Genomic DNA, 24525 nt, shown 5'->3' on the forward strand with positions numbered 1-24525 from the left:
GACGGGGCGGTTCTTCGTGAGCGGGTCAGACGACCTGTGCGCCGCACATGCCGCAGTCGCCGCCCGCCGAGACCTCGACGAAGCAGTCGGGACACATGGTCCGCATCGGGCGGTCGGTGACCGCGACGGCCTTCGGGCTGCTCGGGCGCCGCTCCGCGCGGGGTGCCGCGGTGCGTGCGCGCTTGACGTCGACGGGTGCCGGCGGCGGGGGAGCGGCGGCGGGCTTGTGCGTCTCGCAGTAGAAGCGTACGAAGCCGCCGTGGTGCTTCGGATGGCGGTGCTTGACCGCCCAGAGCTCGGTGCGTTCGATCAGTTCGCCGGCCGTGCCGCACGCCACGCAGCGCGTGGGTTCGCCGGGAACCACGTCGGCAACGAGGACCGGAACGTCGAAGGCGATGGCATCCCTCCAGTCGGAGGAGGACACGATCTTCATGGGGGGCCCTTCCGGAGGCGGTTCGGGCCGCCTTCCTCTTAACGGTACGCCCCCGCCCGGGCCCGGTGCGACGGTCTCTCCTCCCTGAGGGGGTGGACATCGCCTCGGAGGCGGCCGATAGGTTGGAAAGAATTCCCCCGTACCGCTTCGTGCGGTGCCTGTCGAAGGAGAACCATGGAAATTGCTGCTCTGGGGGCGATCGGCATCGTCGTGGTCATCGCACTCGTCGTCGTCATCGTCGTCTTCCTCATCATCGCGGGGCTGATCCGCGGCTGGTACCGCGTCGCCAAGGCCGATGAAGCCCTGGTCATCGTGGGTAAGCGCCAGAGAGGCGCGGACGGCGAGTCGTCCCGCATCACCGTCATCACCGGTGGCGGCGCGATCGTCAACCCGCTCACGCAGCGCGGCGAGATGATCTCGCTGCGGGCTCGCCAGATCAAGATGGAGCCGACCGCTCAGTCGTCCAACGGCGTCACCGTCAACGTCAGCGGCGTCGCCCTCGTGAAGATCGGCTCGGACCCCGAATCGGTGCGTCGTGCGGCCGAGCGTTTCGCTTCGCAGGACAAGGCCATCGAGCAGTTCACCACCGAGCAGCTCGAGGGTGCGCTCCGTGGCGTCGTCGCCACGCTGACGGTCGAGGAGCTCATGCGCGACCGTCAGCGTCTGTCGGATCAGATTGCCGAGGGCATCAAGGGCGACCTCTCGTCGCAGGGCCTGATCCTCGACTCGTTCCAGATCCAGGGCGTCACCGACGGCAACGGCTACATCGCCGCGCTCGGCGCGACGGAGGTCGAGCGCGTGAAGCGTGAGGCCGAGGTCGCCCGCATCAACGCCGTGCGTGAGATCCGCGCGCGCCAGATCGCGACCGACGAGGCGAACCTCATCGAGCAGACGAAGCTCGACAAGAACAGCGCCGCGGCCAAGGCCGAGGTCGGTCGCGCCAACGCGGAGGCCGAGCAGGCCGAGGCGCTCACGCGCGCGGAGCGGCGCCAGGCCGTTCTGCAGCAGGAAGCGCAGAACACGCAGGCGCGTCTGGAGTCCGAGGTCGCCCGCGTCGCCGACGCCGACCTGTACCAGCGCCAGAAGGATGCCGACGCCGAGGCGTACGCGCAGATCAAGGCGGCCGAGGCCCGCGCCCAGATCGCCGAGCAGGAAGCGGCCGCCGTCCGCGTGCGTGCCGAGGCCGACGCCCAGGCCGTCCGTTTGGCCGGTGAGGCCCGCGCCGAGGCGATCCGCGCCGAAGCCGAGGCGCTCTCGCACAACCAGGAGGCCCTGCTCGCGCAGCGCGCCCTGGAGTCGCTGGTGCCGATGATGGCGGAGTTCGCCAAGGGCTACGACCGCGTCGGCAACATCACGGTGCTGGGCGGAGAGGGAGCGAGCGGCCACCTGGCGACGGAGTCGGCAACGGGTCTGCGGTCGTCGTTCGAGGCGGTTCGGGCAGCGACCGGCATCGACCTGACGCAGATCATCCAGGGCCGCGCCGTCGCGGATGCGTTCGCGACGGCCCAGCGATCGGGGGAGAAGGCGCCGGCCGCTGCGCCGTCGTTCCCGGCCCCGACCACGGACCCCACGGCGGCGGCGACCGCGCCCGAGACCGAGGGCTGAGAGGCCGGATCGTGCCCGAGGCACCCGAAGTCGAGGCGCTCACGCTGTTCCTGCGTGAGCGCCTCGGCGGTCACATCGTCCGCGAGGTCGACCTCGTGGAGGGCCGCGCGTTGAAGACCCGCGGTCGGCCGCTCACCGAACTGATCGGACGCCCCGTCACGGGAGCGACCCGCCACGGGAAGCACCTCGACCTCGATCTCGACGGCGTGCACCTCGGGATCGGTTTCGGTCGCGCCGGATGGGCGACGTGGCGCGAGCTGTCGGACGCGGATGCCGAGTCGCCGGCGCCCGAGATCGCCCGATTCGTGTTCGATCACGGCATCCTGGGCATCACCGATGCGGGCGAGTGGCTCTCTGTGCAGCTCCACGTCGTGGATGCGCCCGACGACGTGCCGGCGGTGGCGAAGCTGGGACCGGATGCCATCGACCCGGGCTACTCGCGGGGAATGCTCGCGGAGGCCCTCGGGGGCCGCCGCAAACAGCTCAAGGCGCTGCTTCAGGAGCAGGAGACGCTGGCGGGGATCGGCAACGCGTACTCGGACGAGATCCTGTATGCGGCGCGGCTCTCGCCGACGGCGCACGCCTCGGCCCTGAGCGAGGACGACATCACGAGGCTGCATCTGGCGCTGCACGACACGCTCACGGCCGCGGTGATCGCGCGTCGCGGAGTGCCCATCGCCGAGCAGAAGGCGGCGAAGGTCGCGTCGATGCGGGTCCACGGTCGGACCGGTGAGCCGTGCCCCGAGGGCGACGGCGTGATCGAGGACATCCCCGGCACAAAGGGCGCCGGCCAGTGGTGCCCGTCGTGCCAGGTCCTGCCCGACGGCTCGGCGTGACGGCTCGCCGTGACGGCTCGGCGTGACGACAACGGCCCCGCACCGAGGTGCGGGGCCGTTCTGCTCGGGAGGGTCAGGCCGTCTGGCCCGCGTGGCGGCCCTCAGCGACCTCTTCCACGAGCTTGGCGTTGAACGCGGGCAGGTCGTCGGGGTTGCGGCTCGAGACCAGACCCTGGTCGACGTGGACCTCCTCGTCGACCCACGTCGCTCCCGCGTTGCGCAGATCGGTCTGCAGCGTCGGGTAGCTGGTCAGCGTCCGACCCTTGAGGACGTCGGCCTCCGTGAGGATCCACCCGCCGTGGCAGATGACGGCAACGGGCTTGTGCTGCTCGAAGAAGTCGCGAGTGAACGACACGGCATCCGTCACGATGCGGATGTCGTCCGCGTTCTGGACGCCACCGGGAAGCACGAGGGCATCGAAGTCGCCGGCCGACGCCGAGGAGACGTCGAGGTCGACCTTCTGCTCGTGGCCCTTCTCACCCGTGATGCTGCCCTCGCTCGGCGAGACGAGCACGGCCTCCGCGCCCGCCGAGGTCACGGCCTCCCAGGGGCTGGTGAGCTCGCTGTCTTCGAAACCGTCGGTGAGCAGGAATGCGATGCGCTTGCCGCTGAGATCGGTCATGGTTCGACTCTCTCTTTCTCGATCGGGGTCTCTCCGCGCGGTGGACCGCGGGACCGTCCCGACCGGGTTCTCGATCGGGGTGTTCCCACGTTATGAACGGCGGCACCGCCTCGAAGGGGGTTGCGGATGCCGAGGCCCGGCGTTACGGCGCGGCCCCGCCTCGCGCGCACGGGCGTAGCATGGAGCGCATGTCCGGTGACACCACGTCTGACACGACCTCCGCTTCCAAGCCCGTTCTCACTCTCCTGAACGGCCCGGGCGACGAGGCGCAGAAGTCGTCCCGTCCCGCGTCGCAGTGCTGCGGCGGGGGTTCCTGCTCGCTCTGAGCAGACGGCTTTCGCCTCGCGTCAGTGGCCGACGGGAGCGGATCCCTCGACCTGATCCGCGGGCTTGCGGATGACGAAGGCACCCGCGATGAGCGGGAGCGAGATGATCGCGGCGATCATGAACGCGGTGCGCGTGCCCGTGGCATCCGCCTCGATCCCCTCGCCGGTCGCGGCCGCCACGGACGACATCACCGTGATCAGGAGCGCGATGCCCGCCGCTCCCGCCACCTGCTGCACCGTTCCGACGACGGCTGAGCCGTAGGAGTAGAACCGGGGCTCGAGCGAGCCGAGCGAGGCCGTGAACAGCGGCGTGAACGACAGGGCGAGACCGATCATCATCACGGTCTGCACCACGATGAGCAGAGCGAACGACGTCTCGGTTCCGACCGTCGTGTAGAACCACAGCGTGGCGCTGACGATGACGGCACCGGGGACGAGGAGCACCTGCGTGCCGAACCGGTCGTAGATGCGTCCGATCACCGGGCCGGCGAGACCCATGACGAGCGAACCGGGCAGGACCGCGAGGCCCGTTTCGAGCGGGGTCTTACCCAGCACCGTCTGCAGGTACAGCGGGAGAAGCGTGATCGCGCCGAAGAATGCCAGCGACATCACACCCAGCTGGGCGACGGTCAGCGTGAACGCACCCGAGCGGAACACCCGAAGATCCAGAAGGGCGGAATCGGTACGCTGCAGGCGGATCTGACGCCAGATGAACGCGCCCAGGCCGAGCGCTCCGATCGTCAGGGCGGCGATCAGGGAAACGAGCGAGGTCGAGGCGGCATCCGGGCCGCCGCCGTGACCGCCGCCGATCTGGCTGAGACCGAAGACGAGGCCGCCGAAGCCGAGAGCCGACAGGATCACGGATGCCACATCGATCGGTGCCGTGCGGGTCTCGCCGAGGTTGTGGATCCAGCGCGCGCCGACGAAGAGTGAGACGAGGGCGATCGGCAAGACGATCCCGAAGATCCAGTGCCAGCCGAGGGATTGCAGGATCAGGCCCGACATCGTCGGACCGATGGCCGGCGCGAGCGCCATGACGATGCTGACGCGACCCATCATGCGGCCGCGGTGCTGCGGCGGCACGATCGTCATGATCGTCGTCATCAACAGCGGCATCATGATCGCGGTACCGGATGCCTGGATCACCCGCGCGACCACGAGGAGCCCGAAGCCCGGCGAGAGGAATGCCACGAGGGTTCCGGTCGAGAACAGCGTCATCGCGGTGATGAACACCTGTCGCGTGGTGAAGCGCTGCAGCAGGAATCCCGTGATCGGGATCACGACGGCCATCGTCAGCATGAACGCGGTGGTGAGCCACTGCGCGGAGACCGCGGTGATGCCGAGATCGCGGATGAGGAACGGGATTGCGACGTTCATCGTCGTCTCGTTCAGCATCGCCACGAAAGCGGCGGTGAGCAGCAGCCAGATCACGCGGCTCTGCGCGGTCGTGACGCCCGAGGCGGTGGGCGGGGGTGCGGTGGTGGTGCCGGTGGCGGCCATGACGAGGTCCTTTGCGTGCGGGGGGCTTCGTGGCGCCAGAACGGCGACGTGCTCCGGTGGCAACGGTGCCCACCGGCGAGATATTCCACCGTCGAAGAAATTCGAGGAAAGGGATGGCGGGTCACCGAGCCTAGCCGCCGGGGCCACGGGCCGAGCGGCGAGAGCCGATGTCGGTGAGCGGACGTAGGCTGGCCCGCATGGGCCCAGGTGGAGTCGGCGGAAGCATGTTCCGCGGTGTCGATGCGGCCGAGCAGCGTCGACGCAACGCTCAGGCGCCCCGTGTCGCGAATCTCGGTAAGCGCGTCATCGACCTCTTCCGGCCGTACCGGGGGCGAATCGCGATCACGGTGCTGCTCGTGATCGTGGCGTCGGCGGTCGGCGTCATCCCGCCCTTGCTCGTGCAGCGCATCTTCGATGACGCGCTCTTCCCGATCGACGGCACGCCGCCGGATCTGGGTCTGCTCAGCCTTCTCGTGAGCGTGATGATCGCGTTGTTCCTGCTCTCGGCGGGATTGAACGTGGCGCAGACGTGGTTCACCGCCACGGTCGGGAACCGTGTCACGGGCGATCTGCGCACCCGGCTGTTCGATCACCTGCAGGCGATGGAGCTCGGTTTCTTCACCCGCACGAAGACCGGTGTGATCCAGTCGCGGCTGCAGAACGACGTCGGGGGTGTGTCCGGCGTGCTCACCAACACCGTCACGAGCATCCTGGGCAACGCAGTCACCGTCATCGCCTCGCTCGTGGCCATGATCCTCATCGATTGGCGGCTCACGCTGATCGCCGTCGCCCTCATGCCGTTCCTCATCTTCGTGCAGCGGCGCGTGGGACAGGTGCGCGCGCGGATCGCGGGAGAGACCCAGGAGTCGCTGTCCGAGCTGTCCGCGATCACGCAAGAGACGTTGAGCGTGTCCGGCATCCTGCTGTCGAAGTCGTTCAACCGGCAGCGAACGGAGTCGGCCCGTTTCGACGCCGAGAACGACAACCAGGTCCATCTCCAGGTGCGGCGGGCGATGAGCGGCCAGGGCTTCTTCGCGGTGGTGCAGGTCATCATGTCGAGCGTTCCCGCCGTGATCTACCTCGTCGCCGGCTTCCTGATCGCCGGGGGGACCGGGGCGATCACCGCGGGCACCATCGTGGCGTTCACGACGGTCCAGGCTCGGCTGCTCATGCCGCTCATGGGGCTCATGCGCGTGGCGCTCGACGTGCAGACGTCGTCCGCGTTGTTCGCGCGCATCTTCGAGTACCTCGACCTGCGCCCCGCGATCGTCGACGCGCCCGACGCGCTGCCCGTGTCCGCCGCCCCCGGGCCGGTGGGGCGGATCGAGTTCCGCGATGTCGAGTTCCGCTACCCCGATGCGCCCGTGCATGCGCGTCCCACTCTCGACGGTGTGTCGTTCACGGTCGAACCCGGCCAGCACGTCGCCTTCGTCGGACCATCGGGTGCGGGCAAGACGACGATCCTCTATCTGACCCCCCGGATGTACGAGGCGAGCGCGGGATCGGTGATGTTCTCGGGAGCGGATGTGCGAACGCTCGACCGGGCGTCGATCATCGACGAGATAGGAATCGTGTCGCAGGAGACCTACCTCTTCCACGCGACCGTGCGCGAGAACCTCCGCTACGCGCGCCCCGACGCGACCGACGAGGAGATCGAGGCCGCGTGTCGCGCGGCGAACATCCATCACGTGATCGCCGGGTTCGAGGCGGGATACGACACCGTCGTCGGAGAGCGCGGATACCGTCTCTCCGGCGGAGAGAAGCAGCGCATCGCCATCGCGCGTGTGCTGCTGAAAGACCCCCCGGTGCTTCTCCTCGACGAGGCGACGAGCGCTCTCGACACGGTGTCGGAGCGGATCGTGCAGGAGGCGCTCGAGACCGCCTCCCACGGCCGGACGACCCTGTCGATCGCCCATCGGTTGTCCACGGTGATTGGTGCGGATCGAATCCACGTCGTGGACGCGGGGCGCATCGTCGAGTCGGGCACGCACGCCGAGCTCCTCGCCGCGGGCGGTCTGTACGCGAGCCTCGCGGCCGAGCAGCTCGCGGCGACGTTCGTGCTCGCGGAGGAGGAGCGGGATGCCGCGGGCCTCGCCCGCGCGGCGCTGCCCGCGCGGCGCTCGTGCCGACGAGGCGCCCGCCTGAGCTGTGGCGCGCGGGTGACTTCGAGCCGGCGAAAGGCCCGGAGCGCGGTGTGGACCGGTGGCTTCGACAGGCTCAGCCACCTGTGTGGGCTCAGCCACCTGTGTGGGCTCAGCCACCTGTGTGGGCTCAGCCACCTGTGTGGGCTCGGCCACTTGTGCGCGAGTCCCTGACAGCGGGCGTTCTGGGCCTCCTGCGAGGTCCCTGAGCCTGTCGAAGGGACCGCCCCGCGGCGTCAGCCGGGCAGCGTCTCCAGGAACGCCTCGAGAGCGATGCGATACGCGGGATCCGGGTGCGTCTCGGCGATGCGGAGCAGCGGAGGGAGGTCGAGCGTACGGATCAGCGCTCCCCGCTGCGCGATCGCCGCGTCCGCCCCGGCCGCTCGCAGCACCGCGATACCTTCGCCGAGGGCTTCGAGGTAGTCGCGCAGCACGTCGAGCTCGCCGAGGCGCTGCGTGATCGAGCCTCCGTCGCGGCGCTGCCGCCACTCGACGACGACGTCGGGGATCACGTCGAAGGCCTCGGCGCGCGTGTACATCCGCTGCGCCAGCACCTGATCCTCGTAGTACCGCCCCTCGGGGAAGCGGAGATCGTGCTCGCGCCAGAAGGCCGTGCGGCTCAGCTTCGACCACGCGACGATGTTCCCGGATGCTGCGGGGTGCGCCGCGAGTGTGGTCCGCTCGCGCGCCGGGTCGGTGGCGGCCGCGACCCAGGGCTGAACCTCGCCCGGGGTGTAACCCGGGCCCTCGGCATCCGGTCGAAGGCGTACGTACGCTCCCACCACGAAATCGCTGCTCGTGCGATCGAGCGTGTCCGCCAGCCGGGTCAGGGCGTCGGGTCGCAGGAGATCGTCTGCATCGAGGAAGGACGTGTACGGCGTCTCGACCCGCGCGAGCCCGGTGTTCCGCGCCGCGCCGAGTCCGCGTTGCGTCTCGTGGCGGACGACTCGGAAGCGCGGGTCGGCGGCTGCCGCGTCCGCGAACAGATGCCGGGTGTCGTCGGTGGACGCGTCGTCGACGAGCACCGCGGTCCAGTGTCGGTGCGTCTGCGCGCGGAGGGAGTCGAGGGCCTCTTCGGCGTAGTCGGCGACGTTGAAGCCGGGAATGATGACGGTGACGCCGGTGGTGCTCACTCGGGCGATCCTACGGCGGTCACGGCAGCCTGGACCGCTCGGGCGACCGGTTCCAAGGAAGCCGTTAGGCCGTGCGGGAACGTGAACCGGACCGCGGTGCGCGCGTCGTCGTGGGAGAGGCCGAGCGCCAGGAGGACGTGCGAGGCTTCGTCGCTGCCCGCGGCGCATGCCGACCCGCTGGATGACACGATGCCGCGACGTTCCAGCTCGAGCAGGACGGTTTCGCCGTTCGTGCCCGGGAAGACGAAACTCGCGGTGGCCGGAAGGCGCCGAGACGGGTGTCCGGTGAGCCGCGCACCCGGGACCAGGTCGAGCACCCGCGCGGTGAACTCGTCGCGCAGACCCGAGACGCGCTCGGCCTCGTCGGCGCGTTCGGCCTCGGCGAGTTCCAGCGCGCGGGCGATCGCGACCGCGCCCGCGACGTCGGGGGTGCCGGATCGGCGTCCGCGTTCCTGCCCCCCGCCGTGCAGCAGCGGTTCGAAAGGGAGACGCCCCCGCACGGCGAGGATCCCCGTGCCCTTCGGGGCGCCGATCTTGTGCCCGGCGACCGTGAGCGCGTCGGCCCCGAGTCCCGCGAGGGGAAGCCACCCCGCGGCCTGGACGGCGTCGAGGTGCACGGGGACGCGGCGGTCGTGGGCGACGGCGACGAGGGCGGCGGCATCCTGCACCGTGCCGATCTCGTTGTTCGCGTATCCGACGCTCACCAGTGCGGTGTCATCGCGGAGCGCGCCGGCGAGCGTATCCGGAGTCAGGGTGCCGGTCGAGTCGACCCGGGCGTGCGTGACGTCGACTCCGTGCAGACGAGCGAGGTAGTCCGCTGACGCGAGGACGGACTCGTGCTCGATCGCGGTCGTGACGAGGTGCTTCTTGCCGGAGCCGAGGACGAGTCCCTTGATCGCGGCGTTGTTGGACTCGGTGCCGCCGGAGGTGAAGAGAATGTCGCTCGTCCGCATCCCGAGCACTCCGGCGACGCGTGATCGCGCGTCGTCCAGGGCGGATGCCGCTGCCTCGCCGACCTCGTGATGGCTCGACGGATTACCGAAGAACCGCGTGAGGTAGGGCGCCATGGCCTCGAGCACTTCGGGGCGCACGGGGGTTGTGGCGGCGTTGTCGAGGTAGAGGCTCACGCCGTCTCGATCTGGATGTCCAGGCCCAGGTCGAGCGCGGGAGCGGAGTGGGTGAGAGCGCCGACCGAGATGACGTCGACGCCCGTTTCGGCGATGGCGCGGACGGTGTCGAGCGTCACGCCGCCCGAGGCTTCGACCTGAGCGGCGCCGGCGATGCGGGCGACGCCGAGACGCAGGTCGTCGAGGGAGAAGTTGTCGAGCATGATCGTGCCGACGCCGGCGGCCAGCACCGCGTCGATCTGGTCGAGCCGGTCGACCTCGACCTCGACGTGCGTGGTGTGGGGGAGGCGGGCGATCGCCCCTTCGAGCGCCTGCGTGACGGACAGCCCTCCGGAGGTGAGCACGGCGAGGTGGTTGTCCTTGGCCATGACCGCGTCGGAGAGCGAGAAGCGGTGGTTGTGTCCTCCGCCGTCACGCACTGCCTGGCGCTCGATCGCGCGAAGGCCCGGTGTGGTCTTGCGCGTGTCGACGATGCGTGCACCGGTGTGCGCGACTTCGGCGACGTACCGGCTGGTGAGGGTCGCGATGCCGGACATCCGCTGCACGAAGTTCAGCCCGATGCGCTCGGCGGTGAGCACGGCGCGCGCGGGACCCGAGACCGTCGCCAGCGTGTCGCCCGGGGCGAACCGCTCGCCGTCGGCCACGTGCTGCTCGACGACGATCGAAGGATCGGTGAGGGTGAAAGCGGCCGCGAACACCGCCGCGCCGCTGAAGACACCGTCGACGCGGGCGACGAGGGCGGCGCGGGCGACGGCATCCGCGGGGATGAGCGTCTCGCTCGTCAGGTCGCCCCAGGGGGCGTCCTCGGTCAACGCGGCTGAGACGACGCGTTCGATCGCGGCACGGGTCAGCATGCGAAGGCCTCCTGAACGGGCGGGACGGATGCCGTGGCGGGAGCGTCGGCGCGGAAGTGCGCGCCGACCGAGGCGGTGCGAGAGCGCGCCGCGGCGACGACGTGACGGGCGACGAGCAGAAGGTTGGCGTCCTCGATCGAGCGAGGGGACGGGGAAGCGGCCCAGGCGGCGAGGAGCCCGGACGCGTGGTCGAGGCCGGCAGTATCGCGCACGAGCCCTGCGTGCGCCCACATCACCTGCTGGAGGGCTTCGCGCGAGAACGGGGGAGCGTCCGCGGCGGCTTCGACGTGCTCGAGAGCGGCCGATGCCGGCGCGACCGGCCACGTGCCTTCCTCCGTCACGGCCTCCCCGGCCCGCGCGCCGAACACCGCCCCTTCGAGCAGGGAATTGGATGCCAAGCGGTTCGCGCCGTGGACGCCCGTGCGCGCCGTCTCGCCGACCGCGTACAGACCGGGGACGCTCGTGCGCCCGTCGAGGTCGGTGACGATCCCGCCCATGAGGTAGTGCGCGGCGGGCGTCACGGGGATGGGCTCCCGCGCCCAATCGAGCCCACGTGCGCGGACGGCGGCATCGATCGTGGGGAAGCGCTGCGCGAGCCGCTCGGCGCCGAGCGCGGTGGCATCCAGGCGAACCGGCCGGTCGCCCTGCGCGGCCATCGCCCGGGCATTGGCGCGGGCGACGACGTCGCGGGGCGCCAGCTCGCCGTCGGGGTGCGCGTCGAAGCAGAATCGCCGCCCGGCGTCGTCGATGAGGACGGCACCTTCGCCGCGGACGGCCTCGGAGACGAGGAACGGAGCCCCAACAGCGAGGGCGGTGGGGTGGAACTGGATGAACTCGAGATCCGCGACGGCGGCACCGGCGCGCAGGGCTGCCGCGATCCCGTCCCCGGTCGCACCAAGCGGGTTCGTGGTGTGCGCGTACAGCTGTCCGGCGCCACCGGTCGCGAGGATCACCGCGTCGGCGTCGAGACGCTCGCCGCCGTCGAGCTCGATCCCCGTGACGCGACCGCCTTCGACCACGAGGTCACGCAGAAGGGCATGTTCCCGCACGGGTAGATCGGCGGCGCGCACCGCGGCGCCCAGAGCCGCCTGGATCTCGGCGCCGGTCGCGTCCCCGCCCGCGTGCAGCACGCGCGGAACGCTGTGCGCGGCTTCCAAGCCGCGGGCGAAGTCGCCCTCCGGCGTCCGGTCGAACGTCACCCCGCGCGAAACGAGTTCGAGGATCCGTGCCGGCCCCTCGCCGACGAGGACGTCGACGGCAGCGGCGTCCGTGAGCCCGGCGCCCGCGGTGTGCGTGTCGGCGGCGTGCGAGACCACGCTGTCGGCGGGGTGGGTGACCGCCGCGATCCCGCCCTGGGCCCACCGCGTGTTCGTGTCGGGAAGAGCGCCCTTCGTCACGATCGTGACGTGGCATCCGTTCTCCGCCGCGTGCAGTGCCGCCGTGAGACCGGCGATACCGCTGCCCACCACGACGACCGTGGTCATTTCACGGCACCGTTCGGCTTGGCCGCGAGCATGCGCTCGAGGGCGACGGTGGCGGGCTCGGCGACATCGGCCGGGACCGTGATGCGGTTGACGACCTGGCCCGCCACGAGCGACTCGAGCACCCACGCGAGGTAGCCGGGGTGAATGCGGTACATCGTCGAGCACGGGCACACGACCGGGTCGAGGCAGAAGATCTCGTGCTGCGGGTACTGCGCGGCCAAGCGCTGCACGAGGTTGATCTCGGTGCCGATCGCGAAGGTCGTGGGCTCGGTGGCGGCGGCGATGGCCTTGCGGATGATGTCGGTCGATCCCGCCTCGTCGGCGGCATCCACCACGTCCATCGGGCACTCGGGGTGCACGATCACGCGAACACCGGGGTGCTCGGCGCGCGCCTTCTCGATTTGGTCGACGGTGAATCGGCGGTGCACCGAGCAGAACCCGTGCCACAGGATGACGCGGCTGTCCTCGATGACCTCGGCCGTCGATCCGCCGAGCGGCTTCCGCGGGTTCCACATCGGCATCTGCTCGAGCGGAACGCCCATGGCCTTCGCCGTGTTGCGGCCCAGGTGCTGATCGGGGAAAAAGAGCACGCGGCGACCGCGGGCGAAAGCCCACTCGAGCACGGTGCGCGCATTCGAGGAGGTGCAGACGATGCCGCCGTGACGGCCGACGAATCCCTTGATGGCGGCGCTGGAGTTCATGTACGTCACCGGGATCACCGGCACCAGGCCGTCGGCATCCGGGGTCTCCAGATCGCCGAGGACGTCTTCGAGCTGCTCCCAGCACTCCTCGACCTGGTCGATGTCGGCCATGTCGGCCATCGAGCATCCGGCGGCGAGGTTCGGCAGGATGACGGCCTGGTCGGGGCGTGAGAGCAGGTCGGCGGTCTCGGCCATGAAGTGCACGCCGCAGAACACGATCGCCTCGGCCTCGGGACGCTCCTTCGCCGCGTTGGCGAGCTGGAACGAATCGCCCACGTAGTCGGCGTGCCGCACGACCTCCTCGCGCTGATAGAAGTGGCCGAGCACGACGACGCGATCGCCGAGGGTCGCCTTGGCAGCGCGGATGCGCTCATCGAGTTCGTCGTCCGACGCCTCCCGGTACTCCGCGGGCAGTTCGCCCTGTCGCGGGGAGCCCGTGGGGATCACGTCGCCCATCGACGAGCCGGGACCGTAGCCGGGGCGCGTGTCGAAGTCCCAGGGGCCGACGGCGAGGTCGGTCGTGCAGGTGGCGTCGGTCGACGCGCCCGAGACGATCGCCTGGATCGCGTGATCGACGCTCGGGTCGATCGCGGGGCGGGGCTGCAGGGTGATGAGGGTGGCGGCCATGGGCGTTCCGATCAGTGACGGGAGGGGAGCGGGCCGCGGTCGGCGAGCTCCACATCGCGGTTGTAGCGGTACAGACGGGCGGGGCGGTGGCTTCCGGTGCGGAAGCGCTCGGTCGGGATGAGGGTGTTCGAGGTGTCGACCTGACGGCGGAAGTTCGCGGGGTCCAGGCGCTTGCCGAGGATCGTCTCGTTCACCTCGCGGAGGTCGGCGAGCGTGAACTCGTCGGGGAGGAGGCCGTGCGCGATCCGGCTGTAGCCGACCTTGTTGCGCAGACGCCAGAGGGCGTACTCGACGATGTCGTTGTGGTCGAACGCCAGCGGCGGGAGGTCGGTTGCGTCGAACCACTCGACGTTCTCGGGCGCGTCGCCCTCGCGTTCGTGCGCGGCGACCTGGGCGTCGACCTCGTCGGAGCGCAGCAGCGCCCAGTACACGATCGACACGACGCGGGTGGGGGAGCGGTCCACGGCTCCGAACGCGTAGAGCTGCTCGAGGTAGCTGGGGGTGAGGCCCGTCGTCTCGGCCAGGGTTCGGGATGCTGCGGTGTCGAGCTCTTCGGCGGCGTCGAGCCAGCCCCCGGGCAACGCCCACCGACCGTCGAAGGGGTCGCGCGTGCGGCGGACGAGGGGCAGGGACAGGACCGGCTCGTCGTGCGCGTCGCGGCGGACGCTGAAGATGACCGTCGAGACGGCGACGCGCACGCCGCTGTCGAGGCCCTGGGTGTCCGAGGTTCGTGTCATGGTGACCATATCTCCGTCGACGATCTTAATGTCAGTGTGACCCGAAGCGCAAAACGCGCGTCGAGGGGTTCTCCCAGGACCGGCGACGTACCCTGATCGCAGACCTCGGAGGTGCGGGTGGCTGTTGTCGACATCGTGTTGATCGTCGTGCTGGCGATCGCACTCCTCGTGGGGCTGTCGCGGGGATTCCTCGCAACGATCGGCTTCTTCGCGGGATTGGCACTGGGCGCGCTCGCCGCGTTCTGGGTGACGCCGTTCGTCGGCCAGTGGGTCGCCGAACCCGCGTGGCGTGGACCCGCCATGGTCGGCGCGGGTGTGCTCCTCCTCCTGCTCGGGGCCGGTCTCGGCAGCGCCGTGGGGCAGATGTTCCGACGTGGTGCCGACCGCATCAAGCTGCGCATCCCCGAGCGACTCCTGGGCGGGGTCGTTAACGTCGCTGCAGCGGCCCTCGCCATCTCGTTCGTGTCCGGCTCGTTGATCCCCGCCGGGATGCCGGTGGTCTCCGCCGCGCTGGGGTCGTCGGCCGTCGTCCGCACGATCGACGACATCACCCCCGCCCCCGTCCGCGCGGCGATCGCGGAACTGCGCGGTAACGTCCTCGCCGACGGCCTTCCGCGGCTGGGTCAGCTGATCCAGATCGGTCCGGTGCCGACGGCTCCCGACATCGCGCTCGACGACCCCGCTCTGACGGAAGCGGCGCAGTCGGTCGCCCGCATCTCCGGCACGGCCTACGCGTGCGGTGTCACCTCGAGCGGATCCGGCTTCGTGGCGGGCGACGGCCGACTGATCACGAACGCCCACGTGGTCGCGGGTGTCGACACTCCGCTCGTCGAACTTCCCGGTCAGCCCGCGCGCGAGGGCCGCGTGGTCTACTTCGACCCGGCCGACGACCTGGCCGTGGTGGCGGTCGACGGCCTGGATGCCAAGCCCCTCCCGGTCGTCTCCACTCTCGACGTGGGAGCTGCCGCCGTCGTCCAGGGGTACCCGTACGGCGGGCCTTTCACCTCCGGCAGCGCGCAGGTGCTGTCGGTGGGGACCGTGCCCGTTCCGGACATCTACGACGGGCAGTCGACCCCGCGTGAGATCTACGCGCTCGGCGCGGTGATCCGTCCCGGCAACTCGGGTGGTCCTCTTCTCACACCGTCCGGCGATGTCGCCGGCGTCGTCTTCGCGCGGTCCGACTCCGACGAGAACGTCGGATACGCGATGACGCCCGCCGAGCTCGAGCCCGTGATGGCCCAACTCGACTCGCTGTCGACGCCCGTGGCATCCGGAGCCTGCATCCCGCGCTGACGTTCGCTCGCCGACTTCTCCTCACCAGGGCGGCGTCTGTGGAGAGGTTTTCGGGGTCTCTCGGCGATCCAGCTAACGTCTCGCGGATGACCGACCGCTACGCCATCGACGTCCCCGGCTTTCTCGGGCTTACCGGCGACACGGCACGGCGTCTCGATGACCTGACGGACGCGGTCGGAGCGACCGTCCAGGCGCTGTGGGGGATTCGGGATGCCATGGCCCCGGTGCCCGAGCTGTTCCAGGCGTTCTGCCGTGTCATGGACCCGTGGGAGGAGAAGGCGGGCGGATCGATCGCTCACGCCGGTTCGGTCCTGACGGTCGCGGAGCAGGCCGTGGCGGAGTACTGCCGAGCAGATGTCGTGATGGCCGTCACGGCGGCGCAGCTCGAGACGCGTCGGGGCACCGGACGGTGGCGGGTCGCGTGAGTGCGGATTTCGGCGTGATCCCCGAGATTCCCGTGGACGCCGCCGCGCTGGGGCGCGTCGCTGAAGAGCTGCGAGCCAAGGCGGCCCTCCTCCCCGAGGCGGGAAGCGCGGTCGTCTCCCGGTGGGACGGCCTCGAAGCGGTGTACGAGGCGCCGGAAGCGGCCGCCGTCGCCGCGAAGATGCGGCCTCTCGCCGTGGTCGCCGCCGACGTCGGCGAGGCTCTGCTCCGCGCAGCCGACATCGTCGATCGTCTGTCCGACGACCTCCTGTGGTTGGCGCTGCGCCGCCGGGGTCTCGTCGAGCACGTCGCGGAGTTCGCGCGCGCAGCCCGGGGGATCGATGACCGCGACCGTTCCGTCGAACTCACGCGCGAGATCGACGGGTTCGCCGCGGACGTCGATGAGCGGATCGACCAGGCGCGCGGCGATCTCGCCGCGATCCCGCTCCCTCCGACATGGGAGGTCGCGATCCCGGATGCCGCCGTACCACCCCTCGGCCCCCGGCTCACGTGGGCCGTGCGCAGCGAAGAGATCGCGACCGAGCTCGTCACGGCGCCTCTGCTCGCTCTCGCGCGCTCGGGGACGTCCCGGGTCGCCCGTCTCGTCGCCGCTCATCCCGAGTGGGCGGATCTGCTGCGCGAGCATCCGCCCGCTCCCGACGCCGTGCGCACCTGGTGGGACTCCCTCTCACCGGCAGCCGCTGCCGCCCTCATCGACGGCGCTCCGGCTCTCGTCGGGGCCCTGGGCGGCGTGCCGCCTCTCGCGCGGGTCGCGGCGAACCGGGTGACGGCGCGCTCGCGCCTGGGTGAGGTAGAGGCTGAGCTGGCGGCGTGGGAGCGACTTCGCGGTGAGGGGGCGAGCGCGGACCTGCAGGCGGATCGGCGTGCTGCGTGGGAGGACCTTCTCGCTGAACGGGACTACCTCGCTCAGGTGGTTCGTGGCGACGTGTCTCTCGTGTTGTACCAGCCTGATGCGAATCGACTCGTCGAGATGATCGGGACACCGGGCACCGGAACGCAGCGCGTCTTGACCTATGTGCCGGGAACCTTCACGTCGGTCGACAGCTTCTACCGCGGCGAACCGCAGAAGATCGCGCGGTGGCTGGTGGGGCAGGATGACGGGATGTTGGCGTTCGTGTGGAAGGGCACTGAGTTCCCGGGCGACGACGAATCGCAGGTCGCCAGCGAACAACTGCGTGGCATCGGCGAGGCCAACGACCAGGTTCGAGCTCATCCCGCGGGAGTCGACCTCGCCCGATTCGTCGCCGACGTCCGGAGCGATTCCGAGATTGCACAGGCTCGTCAGATCGCATGTGGATACAGCTGGGGGCTGGTGCCCGTGACAAGCTCCGAGGTTGTCGGAGTCCGCTATGACGCTGTCCATTCGCTCGCGGGAGCCTGGATGGCGGACGGGTGGAGCCCGCGTCTAGCAACGGATTACACCCATTGGAGCTACACCGACTTTCTGTCGATGGCGCAGGACGCTGGGTGGGTCGGGGAAGGCCGAAATCCCGACGCAACTCCAGCGTTCGAGAGTCACCTCTATGAGCGCCCGAGCGACATGGTCGTTCCGCTAGGCGGAGACCTTGCTCCCTTCCTGGACCCTGAAGGCCCATCCGTCCGTATCTCGCTGAGTCCGTTTCAGAACCACCAGTTGATCGTCGACACCTCGCAGGAGAATGCTCCAGTGCTCAACAGTCTGCTGAGGGAGATGCTCAGGTGAGCGCACATCATCTTGCACGCACCGGATTCGTCGTCTTCCTTGCTCTCCTGTGCGTGGGTTGCGTCCCGTACTCGGACGGCATCGACGACACGATGTCTCTAGAGGACGCGAAGGAACACGCGCAACAAGTGGAGCGTGAAATCGCCTCAGCCGTCCCCGTGGAGTTGCTGTCAGATGTTGATCAGCGCGACAAGGGCTCGTTCCTCGCGTGTTCTCGAGACGGGGGGCATCAGTGGGCGGGAGGACTCACCGCGACCGTTGTCAGCGACCCCGCCCCCGAAGAGGTATTGAACCCTATCGCCCTTCACTTCGCTGATCGCGACGACCTTGCGGTGGGACGTCGCGAGGACCACGGCGACTCCCTCCTCGACCTCATGGGGCCACACGGGGCCATGTGGATTGTGCGTTACGTTCGCGACCGCGGTGAGCTCGACGTCGACTCATTCGCCACGTGCATCCGCCTCCCCGAGGGCGTCTGGCCCGGCGGCTCCTACTGATTCCCAGGCGATGCAGGCTGTACCCAGCGCCCCCACCCGCTAGGCTGACCCCACAAGTCCACACCGGCCCCATGATCGATGCGGGAGAGCTCCGGCGAACGCAGCCGGGCACCGAAGGAGCAAGCCTCCCCGCCAATCTCTCAGGTACGCGTACCGCGTCGATCGGGCCACTCTGGAAAGTGATCCGGGTGCACCGCGCCGGATCCGCCGACGGTGAAAGCTCGACCTCCCTCACGAGGGCGCGAGCGAAACTCTCAGGCCCATGACAGAGGGGGAGTTCTCAGGCGCCGGCCGGCGTCTGACCGTCATCGCGAACGGCAGAACTCATGACCGAAACCCCCGCTCCACCGCGCACGTCGCCGCTGCACGATCGGCACGAGGCCCTCGGTGCCTCGTTCACCGACTTCGGCGGCTGGAACATGCCCGTGCGCTACACCTCCGATCTCGCCGAGCATCACGCGGTGCGCACGGCCGCAGGGCTGTTCGACATCTCCCACATGGCCGAATTCGTTGTCGAGGGCCCGCGAGCCGCGGTCTTCCTCGACTACGTGCTCGCCGGCCGCCTGTCGACCATGAAGATCGGCAAAGCGAAGTACTCCCTCGTGCTCGCCGAGTCGGGCGGCATCGTCGACGACGTCATCGTCTACCGCACGGGAGAGCAGCGCTTCCTCGTCATCTCGAACGCCGCGAACCGGGATGCCGTGGCGGCGGCGTTCGAAATCGCCCAGGCGACGTGGCGCTCCGCGTCGGACGCTTCGACGGGCTCAGCGGCCGACGCTTCCGCTGCAACCGAGGTCCCTGAGATTGTCGAAGGGACCGGAACCCTCGCGTCGGACGCTTTGGCGGGCTCAGCGGCCGACGCTTCCGCTGCAACCGAGGTCGCTGAGATTGTCGAAGGGACCGGAACCCTCGCGTCGGACGCTTTGGCGGGCTCAGCGGCCGACGCTTCCGCTGCAACCGAGGTCCCTGAGCTTGTCGAAGGGACCGGAACCCCCGCGTCGGACGCTTTGGCAGGCTCAGCGGCCGACGCTTCCGCTGCAACCGAGGTCCCTGAGCCTGTCGAAGGGACCGGACCCCGCTCCTTCGCCTTCGTCGCCGGCTCTACCGGCTTCCGCGTCGAAGACGTCACCGACCACTACGCCCTCATCGCCCTGCAGGGCCCTGAGGCCCGTGGCATCCTGAGCTCCACCCCGGGGGTCGAGATCACCGGCACCGCTCTCGACGAGCTCGGCTACTACGCCTGGACCGAGGGCACCTTCGACGAGGCGCCGCTCTTCGTCGCCCGCACCGGCTACACCGGCGAGGACGGCTACGAACTGATGATCCCCACCGCGCGGGCCGCGGCCCTGTGGGATGCCGCGCTCGCCGCGGGTGCCGACCGCGGGCTCGTCCCGTGCGGACTCGCCGCGCGCGACACTCTTCGCCTCGAGGCCGGCATGCCGCTGTACGGCCATGAGCTGTCGCGCGACATCGTGCCCGCCCAGGCCGGTCTCGGCCGCGTCGTCGCCGTCGACAAGGAGTCGTTCGTCGGCAAGGACGGCCTGTCGTCCGGACCCGCGGACGCCCCCGTGCTCGTCGGCCTCGTCTCGGAGGGGCGTCGCGCCGGCCGCGCGGGCTACGCGGTGCTGCACGGCGACGACACCGTCGGCGAGATCACCAGCGGCGCCCTCAGCCCCACCCTCGGCCACCCCGTCGCGATGGCGTTCGTCGCGCCCGCGGCATCCGAACTCGGAACCGAACTGACCATCGACGTCCGCGGAACCCGCATCCCCGCGACCGTCACCGCCCTTCCCTTCTACCGGAGAAACGCATGACCGACCTCACCGCCCTCAGCTACACGTCCGAGCACGAGTGGATCTCGATCGACGGTGACGTCGCCACCGTCGGCATCACCGACTTCGCCGCCGACAAGCTCGGCGACGTCGTCTTCGTCGAGTTGCCCGGCGCCGACTCCGCGGTCTCCGCGGGCGACGTCTGCGGCGAGATCGAGTCGACCAAGTCGGTCGGAGAGCTCTACGCGCCGATCACGGGCACCGTCGTCGAGATCAATGAGGCCGTGGTCGACGACCCCTCCCTGGTCAACGCCGAGCCCTTCGCCGGCGGCTGGCTCATCAAGATCCGCGTCGAGGGCGAGCTTCCCGGCGACCTCCTCGACCGCGCCGCTTACGAGGACCTCACCGCATGACCTCCGTCCTTCCTCCTCGCACGGATGCGGGGACCCCGGCCGCCTTCACCGACCGCCACATCGGCATCGGTCCCGACGCCCAGGCGCACATGCTCGAGGTCGTCGGGTACGACAGCGTCGAGGCGCTGGTCGAGACCGCCGTCCCGGCATCCATCCACGTCCGTCCCCGTGAGACGAGCGACATCCCCGTCGCCGCGACCGAGGCCGAAGCGCTCGCCGAGCTGCGTGAGTTGGCGACGGCGAACCGTTCCGCGCGGCCGCTGATCGGCCTCGGCTACTACGACACCTTCACTCCGTCGGTGATCGCCCGGAACGTCCTCGAGAACCCGTCCTGGTACACGGCGTACACGCCATACCAGCCCGAGATCTCGCAGGGCCGCCTCGAGGCGCTCATCAACTTCCAGACGATGGTCACCGACCTCACGGGTCTCGCGACGGCGAACGCGTCGATGCTCGACGAATCCACCGCGGTCGTCGAGGGGATGCTGGTCGCGCGCCGTGCGTCGAAGGCGAAGACCGACGTCTTCCTCGTCGACGTCGACGCCCTGCCGCAGACCAAGGCGCTGCTCCACCACCGTGCCGCGGCCGTCGGCATCCGCATCGTCGAGACGACGTACGACGGAGACCTGCCCGAGGCGTTCGGCGCGTTCGTGCAGTACCCCGGTGCGACCGGTCGCATCTGGGATTTCTCCGCCGTGGCCGAGACGGTGCACGCGAACGGCGGCCTGGTCGTGGCCGCCGCCGACCTGCTCGCGCTGACGCTGCTGCGCTCGCCCGGGTCGCTCGGTGCCGACGTCGCGGTCGGAACGACCCAGCGCTTCGGTGTGCCGCTCGGCTTCGGCGGACCGCACGCGGGCTACATGGCCGTGCGCGCGGGCCTGGAGCGTCAGCTGCCCGGCCGTCTCGTCGGGGTGTCCCAGGATGCCGTCGGCGCCCCCGCCTACCGCCTGTCGCTGCAGACGCGCGAACAGCACATCCGCCGCGAGAAAGCGACGTCGAACATCTGCACCGCCCAGGTGCTGCTCGCGGTCATGGCCGCGATGTACGCGGTCTACCACGGGCCCGACGGGCTCCGAGCGATCGCGACGCGGGTCGCGCGCAAGGCCGATGCCCTGGCATCCGCTCTGCGTTCGTACGACCTGACCCTCGTGAGCGACGCGTTCTTCGACACCGTGCGCGTGCACGTACCCGGTCGTGCGCAGGACGTGGTCGATCGCGCGCGCGAGCGCGGCTATCAGCTGCTGTGGGTGGACGATGCGACCGTGGGCGTGTCGGTGGACGAGACGACGACGGATGCCGATCTCTCGGCGATCCTCGACGCCTTCGGTCTCGCGAGCGAGGAACTGACCGCGGGTGAGGCCCTGCGCGGAGTCGACGGCGCCCTGCACCGCGACGACGAGTACCTCACGCACCCGGTGTTCCACAGCCACCGCAGCGAGACCGCCATGATGCGGTACCTCAAGACGCTCGCCGACCGCGACTACGCGCTCGACCGAGGCATGATCCCGCTCGGATCGTGCACGATGAAGCTCAACGCTGCGACCGAGATGGCGGCGGTGTCGTGGCCCGAGTTCTCGCGCGTGCACCCGTTCGCGCCCGAGGCCGACGTGCGCGGCTACCTCGAGATGATCGAGCAGCTCGAGCGTTGGCTCGCCGAGGTCACCGGCTACGACGCGGTGTCGCTGCAGCCGAACGCCGGCTCGCAGGGCGAGCTCGCGGGCCTGCTCGCGATCCGCGGCTACCACCTCGCGAACGGCGACACCGAGCGCACGGTGTGCCTGATCCCGTCGTCGGCGCACGGCACCAATGCGGCGTCGGCGATCCTCGCGGGCATGAAGGTCGTCGTCGTCGCGTGCGACGAGGCGGGCAACGTCGACCTCGGCGACCTGCGCGCGAAGATCGCGCAGCATGCGGCGGAGCTCTCGGCCCTGATGATCACCTACCCCTCGACCCACGGGGTGTACGAGCACGACGTGCTCGAGATCACCCAGGCCGTGCACGACGCCGGTGGCCAGGTGTACGTCGACGGCGCGAACCTCAACGCCCTGCTCGGCTTCGCGCGCTTCGGCGACCTGGGCGGCGACGTCTCGCACCTGAACCTCCACAAGACGTTTGCGATCCCTCACGGCGGTGGCGGACCGGGCGTGGGTCCGGTGGCGGCGAAGGCGCACCTGGCGCCGTACCTGCCGTCGCACCCGTTCTCGCAGCGTGCCGAGCACGCCGGCGGCGTGTTCGACGGAGGACCGGTGTCGGCGGCCCCCCACGGCTCCGCCGGCATCCTGCCCATCTCATGGGCGTACGTGCGCATGATGGGAGCCGAAGGACTGCGTCAGGCGACCGCCGCGGCGGTGCTCTCGGCCAACTACATCGCCGCGCGCCTGCGCGAGCACTACCCGGTGCTCTACGCGGGTGAGGGAGGTCTCGTCGCGCACGAGTGCATCCTCGACCTGCGCCCCCTCAAGGAGCAGACCGGTGTCACCGTCGACGACGTGGCGAAGCGCCTCATCGACTACGGCTTCCACGCGCCGACGATGTCGTTCCCGGTCGCCGGCACGCTGATGGTCGAGCCGACCGAGAGCGAGGACCTCGCCGAGCTCGACCGATTCGTGGATGCCATGATCGCGATCAAGCAGGAGGCCCTCGCGGTCGCCGCGGGGGAGTGGCCCGCCGACGACAACCCTCTGGTCAACGCCCCGCACACCGCCGAGACGGTGGTCGTGGGGGAGTGGGCGCACCCGTACTCGCGCGAGACCGCGGTGTACCCCGTGCGATCGCTCATCCGCGGCAAGTACTGGCCCCCGGTGCGCCGCATCGACCAGGCCTACGGCGACCGCAACCTCGTGTGCTCGTGCCCGCCGCCGGAGGCGTTCGCCTGATCTCCGGCCCGGCCTCACTCGCTGTGAAGGAGGCCGGGCCGTTCGTGCGCCATAAGAGGCCCCGAGACTGCACACAGCTGACAAACCCACTGCTCGCTGCAATGGGTTTGTCTGCTGTGTGCAGTCTCGGTCTCAGATTGCTCAGTTCACGGAGGCTCGGAGCCTTTGGGTCGAGCGCGGAGCGTGGTGCGGAGCGTGGCCAGACGCGCAAGGTCGGGTGGGTGATCCGGAGAAAGACCGACGGACATCAACAGGGCTCGCAACGCATCGCCGTCGGTGAGGTCATCCCAGCCCCAGTGGACGACAGCCCGGGCTCCGCGACGCAGAAGACGGCGATCGCGGTCCTCTCTTGCCCTGAGCGCGGCGGCCGGGTCCCCGAATCGACCGTCGTACTTGATTCGACCGTCTGCCTCCCCCGCGACTCGTCGCACCGACCACCACATGTCCGCGCGATCACCGCCGGCGCCGTCGGTGCCGATCCACTGTTGAAGTTCGGGCGGCGGAAATCCCCACCATTCGATCGCCGCGCGGCTCAGAGACTCGAAGGCTGATTCGGCTCGCCCGTCCGCTCGGCTCAGCGCCCATCGCGCCGCCCGTCGACCTCGCGCGGACATCCTCTCCTCATTCAGCGTCACCAGGGAGAGCGACTCGATCGTCCGATCCGCACCGACTGCTGCATCCGCCGCGACGAGGCCGATGCCGGGATGCCGGTGGCGTGCGATGTCGACGCATGTGTCCGCGCGCGAGGTCAGGCGTATGCCGTGAATCTCTTCGATGATGCGATCGGCATGCGCGCTCGTATGCACCTGCACCCCACCCGAGTGTCGCGAAGTCGCTGTATCCGGAGCAAGGACGTGGACAGGATGACCAGCCCCCACCGTCGGCAGTCCCCACAGCAGCGCAGCTGACTCCAGACACAGGACATCGTCCGGTGCTACCAGGAGGTGCGCGTGGACTCGCGCCAGATCTCGTTCCCACCCTGCGAGCGACTCCCACTCGAGGCGTGGCGCGTAAACGCCTCGCCCGACCGGCACGATCTCTCCGCGCCGCACGCTGCGCGTCGAGTGGGTCAGGGCGGACGGCCGGAGGAGGGGGAGAGGGGAGATCGTTGGCATCCGCGTCATTCGCCCACCTTCACCGACAGCACCCGAGCGCGCGTCGTGGCTGAGCTCGTCGGTGGTCAAACCCCGAACTCGCCCTGCTGTGCAGGACGGGCGGGCCTTCGCGAGATTGCATTCAGCTGACATCTCCACTGCAGCCTGCAATGGGGATGTCAGCTGAATGCAGTCTCGGAGCACGGGGCGCCGAAAGCGACGCGCAAGGGCGAGCGGAACCGCGGGCGGCGCGCACAGGCAATCGCACAGCACGGGTTGGGTAAGGTTCCCCTGTGCACCCTGGCCAG

The 24525-nt window shown here is 69.9% G+C and carries 21 protein-coding genes, 1 pseudogene and 1 riboswitch; of the genes and pseudogenes, 12 read left to right on the forward strand and 10 right to left on the reverse strand.

The features are described from left to right. Nucleotides 1-25: 25 nt before the first annotated feature. Nucleotides 26-433, reverse strand: a complete 408-nt coding sequence (locus tag QE388_RS13690; RefSeq protein WP_275796941.1) for a glucose-6-phosphate dehydrogenase — start codon at nt 431-433, stop codon at nt 26-28. A 174-nt stretch (nt 434-607) separates the two neighbouring features. Here QE388_RS13690 and QE388_RS13695 point away from each other — a divergent pair, with 174 nt between their 5' ends. Both QE388_RS13695 and QE388_RS13700 read left to right on the forward strand, forming a co-directional pair. Continuing rightward, nucleotides 608-2038, forward strand: coding sequence for a flotillin family protein (locus QE388_RS13695; protein ID WP_307385802.1), 1431 nt, complete (start codon nt 608-610; stop codon nt 2036-2038). 11 nt (nt 2039-2049) lie between these two features. Further along, nucleotides 2050-2874, forward strand: a complete 825-nt coding sequence (locus QE388_RS13700; protein ID WP_307385804.1) for a DNA-formamidopyrimidine glycosylase family protein — start codon at nt 2050-2052, stop codon at nt 2872-2874. A gap of 73 nt (nt 2875-2947) precedes the next feature. On the opposite strand, the gene QE388_RS13705 is transcribed toward QE388_RS13700, so the two are convergent. After that, entirely contained in the window at nt 2948-3496 is a 549-nt protein-coding gene (locus QE388_RS13705; protein WP_058628171.1) for a type 1 glutamine amidotransferase domain-containing protein, read from the reverse strand. A 188-nt stretch (nt 3497-3684) separates the two neighbouring features. Between QE388_RS13705 and QE388_RS13710 the strand changes: the two genes are divergently transcribed. Continuing rightward, nucleotides 3685-3822 (forward strand): hypothetical protein, encoded by a 138-nt coding sequence (locus QE388_RS13710; protein ID WP_193752701.1) that lies wholly within the window; start codon nt 3685-3687, stop codon nt 3820-3822. A gap of 21 nt (nt 3823-3843) precedes the next feature. Here the strand turns inward: QE388_RS13710 and QE388_RS13715 are convergent, their stop codons facing one another. Then, a complete protein-coding gene (locus QE388_RS13715) occupies nt 3844-5322 on the reverse strand; it encodes an MDR family MFS transporter (RefSeq protein WP_307385807.1) in 1479 nt (492 codons plus the stop codon). Nucleotides 5323-5519: 197 nt separating this feature from the next. Between QE388_RS13715 and QE388_RS13720 the strand changes: the two genes are divergently transcribed. Next, a complete protein-coding gene (locus QE388_RS13720) occupies nt 5520-7637 on the forward strand; it encodes an ABC transporter ATP-binding protein (protein ID WP_307385808.1) in 2118 nt (705 codons plus the stop codon). Nucleotides 7638-7699: 62 nt separating this feature from the next. Here the strand turns inward: QE388_RS13720 and QE388_RS13725 are convergent, their stop codons facing one another. The 6 genes from QE388_RS13725 to QE388_RS13750 are packed head-to-tail and all read right to left on the reverse strand — an operon-like array spanning nt 7700 to nt 14126. Further along, nucleotides 7700-8596 carry a glycosyltransferase family 2 protein gene (locus QE388_RS13725; RefSeq protein WP_307385810.1) on the reverse strand — a complete coding sequence of 299 codons (897 nt, stop codon included), beginning with the start codon at nt 8594-8596 and terminating at the stop codon, nt 7700-7702. Then, nucleotides 8593-9723, reverse strand: coding sequence for a cysteine desulfurase family protein (locus QE388_RS13730; protein ID WP_307385811.1), 1131 nt, complete (start codon nt 9721-9723; stop codon nt 8593-8595). Before QE388_RS13730 ends, QE388_RS13725 begins: the two co-directional genes overlap by 4 nt. Then, nucleotides 9720-10577, reverse strand: coding sequence for a carboxylating nicotinate-nucleotide diphosphorylase (nadC, locus tag QE388_RS13735; RefSeq protein ID WP_307385812.1), 858 nt, complete (start codon nt 10575-10577; stop codon nt 9720-9722). Before nadC ends, QE388_RS13730 begins: the two co-directional genes overlap by 4 nt. Then, on the reverse strand, nt 10571-12061 hold the full coding sequence (gene nadB / locus QE388_RS13740; RefSeq protein WP_307385814.1) for an L-aspartate oxidase: 1491 nt from the start codon (nt 12059-12061) through the stop codon (nt 10571-10573). The genes nadC and nadB overlap by 7 nt, the downstream gene beginning before the upstream one ends. Further along, nucleotides 12058-13389: a quinolinate synthase NadA gene (gene nadA / locus QE388_RS13745; protein WP_307385816.1), complete on the reverse strand. Its 1332-nt coding sequence runs from the start codon at nt 13387-13389 to the stop codon at nt 12058-12060. Before nadA ends, nadB begins: the two co-directional genes overlap by 4 nt. An 11-nt stretch (nt 13390-13400) precedes the next feature. Further along, nucleotides 13401-14126: an NUDIX domain-containing protein gene (locus QE388_RS13750; protein ID WP_307385818.1), complete on the reverse strand. Its 726-nt coding sequence runs from the start codon at nt 14124-14126 to the stop codon at nt 13401-13403. A 117-nt stretch (nt 14127-14243) separates the two neighbouring features. Here QE388_RS13750 and QE388_RS13755 point away from each other — a divergent pair, with 117 nt between their 5' ends. The 8 genes and pseudogenes from QE388_RS13755 (at nt 14244) to gcvP (ending at nt 23123) form a co-directional block, all read left to right on the forward strand. After that, nucleotides 14244-15419, forward strand: a complete 1176-nt coding sequence (locus tag QE388_RS13755; RefSeq protein WP_307385820.1) for a MarP family serine protease — start codon at nt 14244-14246, stop codon at nt 15417-15419. 86 nt (nt 15420-15505) lie between these two features. Then, complete coding sequence (locus tag QE388_RS13760) at nt 15506-15844, forward strand: hypothetical protein (protein WP_307385822.1); 339 nt, start codon at nt 15506-15508, stop codon at nt 15842-15844. Further along, the gene (locus QE388_RS13765; RefSeq protein ID WP_307385824.1) at nt 15841-17565 is read left to right on the forward strand and encodes a hypothetical protein; all 1725 of its coding nucleotides are present in this window, start codon (nt 15841-15843) and stop codon (nt 17563-17565) included. The genes QE388_RS13760 and QE388_RS13765 overlap by 4 nt, the downstream gene beginning before the upstream one ends. Further along, nucleotides 17562-18062: a hypothetical protein gene (locus QE388_RS13770; RefSeq protein WP_307385826.1), complete on the forward strand. Its 501-nt coding sequence runs from the start codon at nt 17562-17564 to the stop codon at nt 18060-18062. Before QE388_RS13765 ends, QE388_RS13770 begins: the two co-directional genes overlap by 4 nt. Before the next feature lie 71 nt (nt 18063-18133). Continuing rightward, a riboswitch (glycine riboswitch) is annotated at nt 18134-18228 on the forward strand. A gap of 160 nt (nt 18229-18388) precedes the next feature. Beyond that, a pseudogene (locus tag QE388_RS18585) lies at nt 18389-18778 on the forward strand (glycine cleavage system protein T); the annotation flags it as partial. Next, nucleotides 18764-19876, forward strand: coding sequence for an aminomethyltransferase family protein (locus tag QE388_RS13775; RefSeq protein WP_373426648.1), 1113 nt, complete (start codon nt 18764-18766; stop codon nt 19874-19876). The pseudogene QE388_RS18585 and the gene QE388_RS13775, both read left to right, overlap by 15 nt. Then, on the forward strand, nt 19873-20247 hold the full coding sequence (gcvH, locus tag QE388_RS13780; RefSeq protein ID WP_275797839.1) for a glycine cleavage system protein GcvH: 375 nt from the start codon (nt 19873-19875) through the stop codon (nt 20245-20247). The genes QE388_RS13775 and gcvH overlap by 4 nt, the downstream gene beginning before the upstream one ends. After that, on the forward strand, nt 20244-23123 hold the full coding sequence (gcvP, locus tag QE388_RS13785; RefSeq protein WP_307385828.1) for an aminomethyl-transferring glycine dehydrogenase: 2880 nt from the start codon (nt 20244-20246) through the stop codon (nt 23121-23123). The genes gcvH and gcvP overlap by 4 nt, the downstream gene beginning before the upstream one ends. 146 nt (nt 23124-23269) lie before the next feature. Here the strand turns inward: gcvP and QE388_RS13790 are convergent, their stop codons facing one another. Next, nucleotides 23270-24307: a hypothetical protein gene (locus QE388_RS13790; protein WP_307385830.1), complete on the reverse strand. Its 1038-nt coding sequence runs from the start codon at nt 24305-24307 to the stop codon at nt 23270-23272. Nucleotides 24308-24525 lie beyond the last annotated feature (218 nt).

It is taken from the genome of Microbacterium sp. SORGH_AS_0969 (assembly GCF_030818255.1).
Classification (GTDB): domain Bacteria; phylum Actinomycetota; class Actinomycetes; order Actinomycetales; family Microbacteriaceae; genus Microbacterium.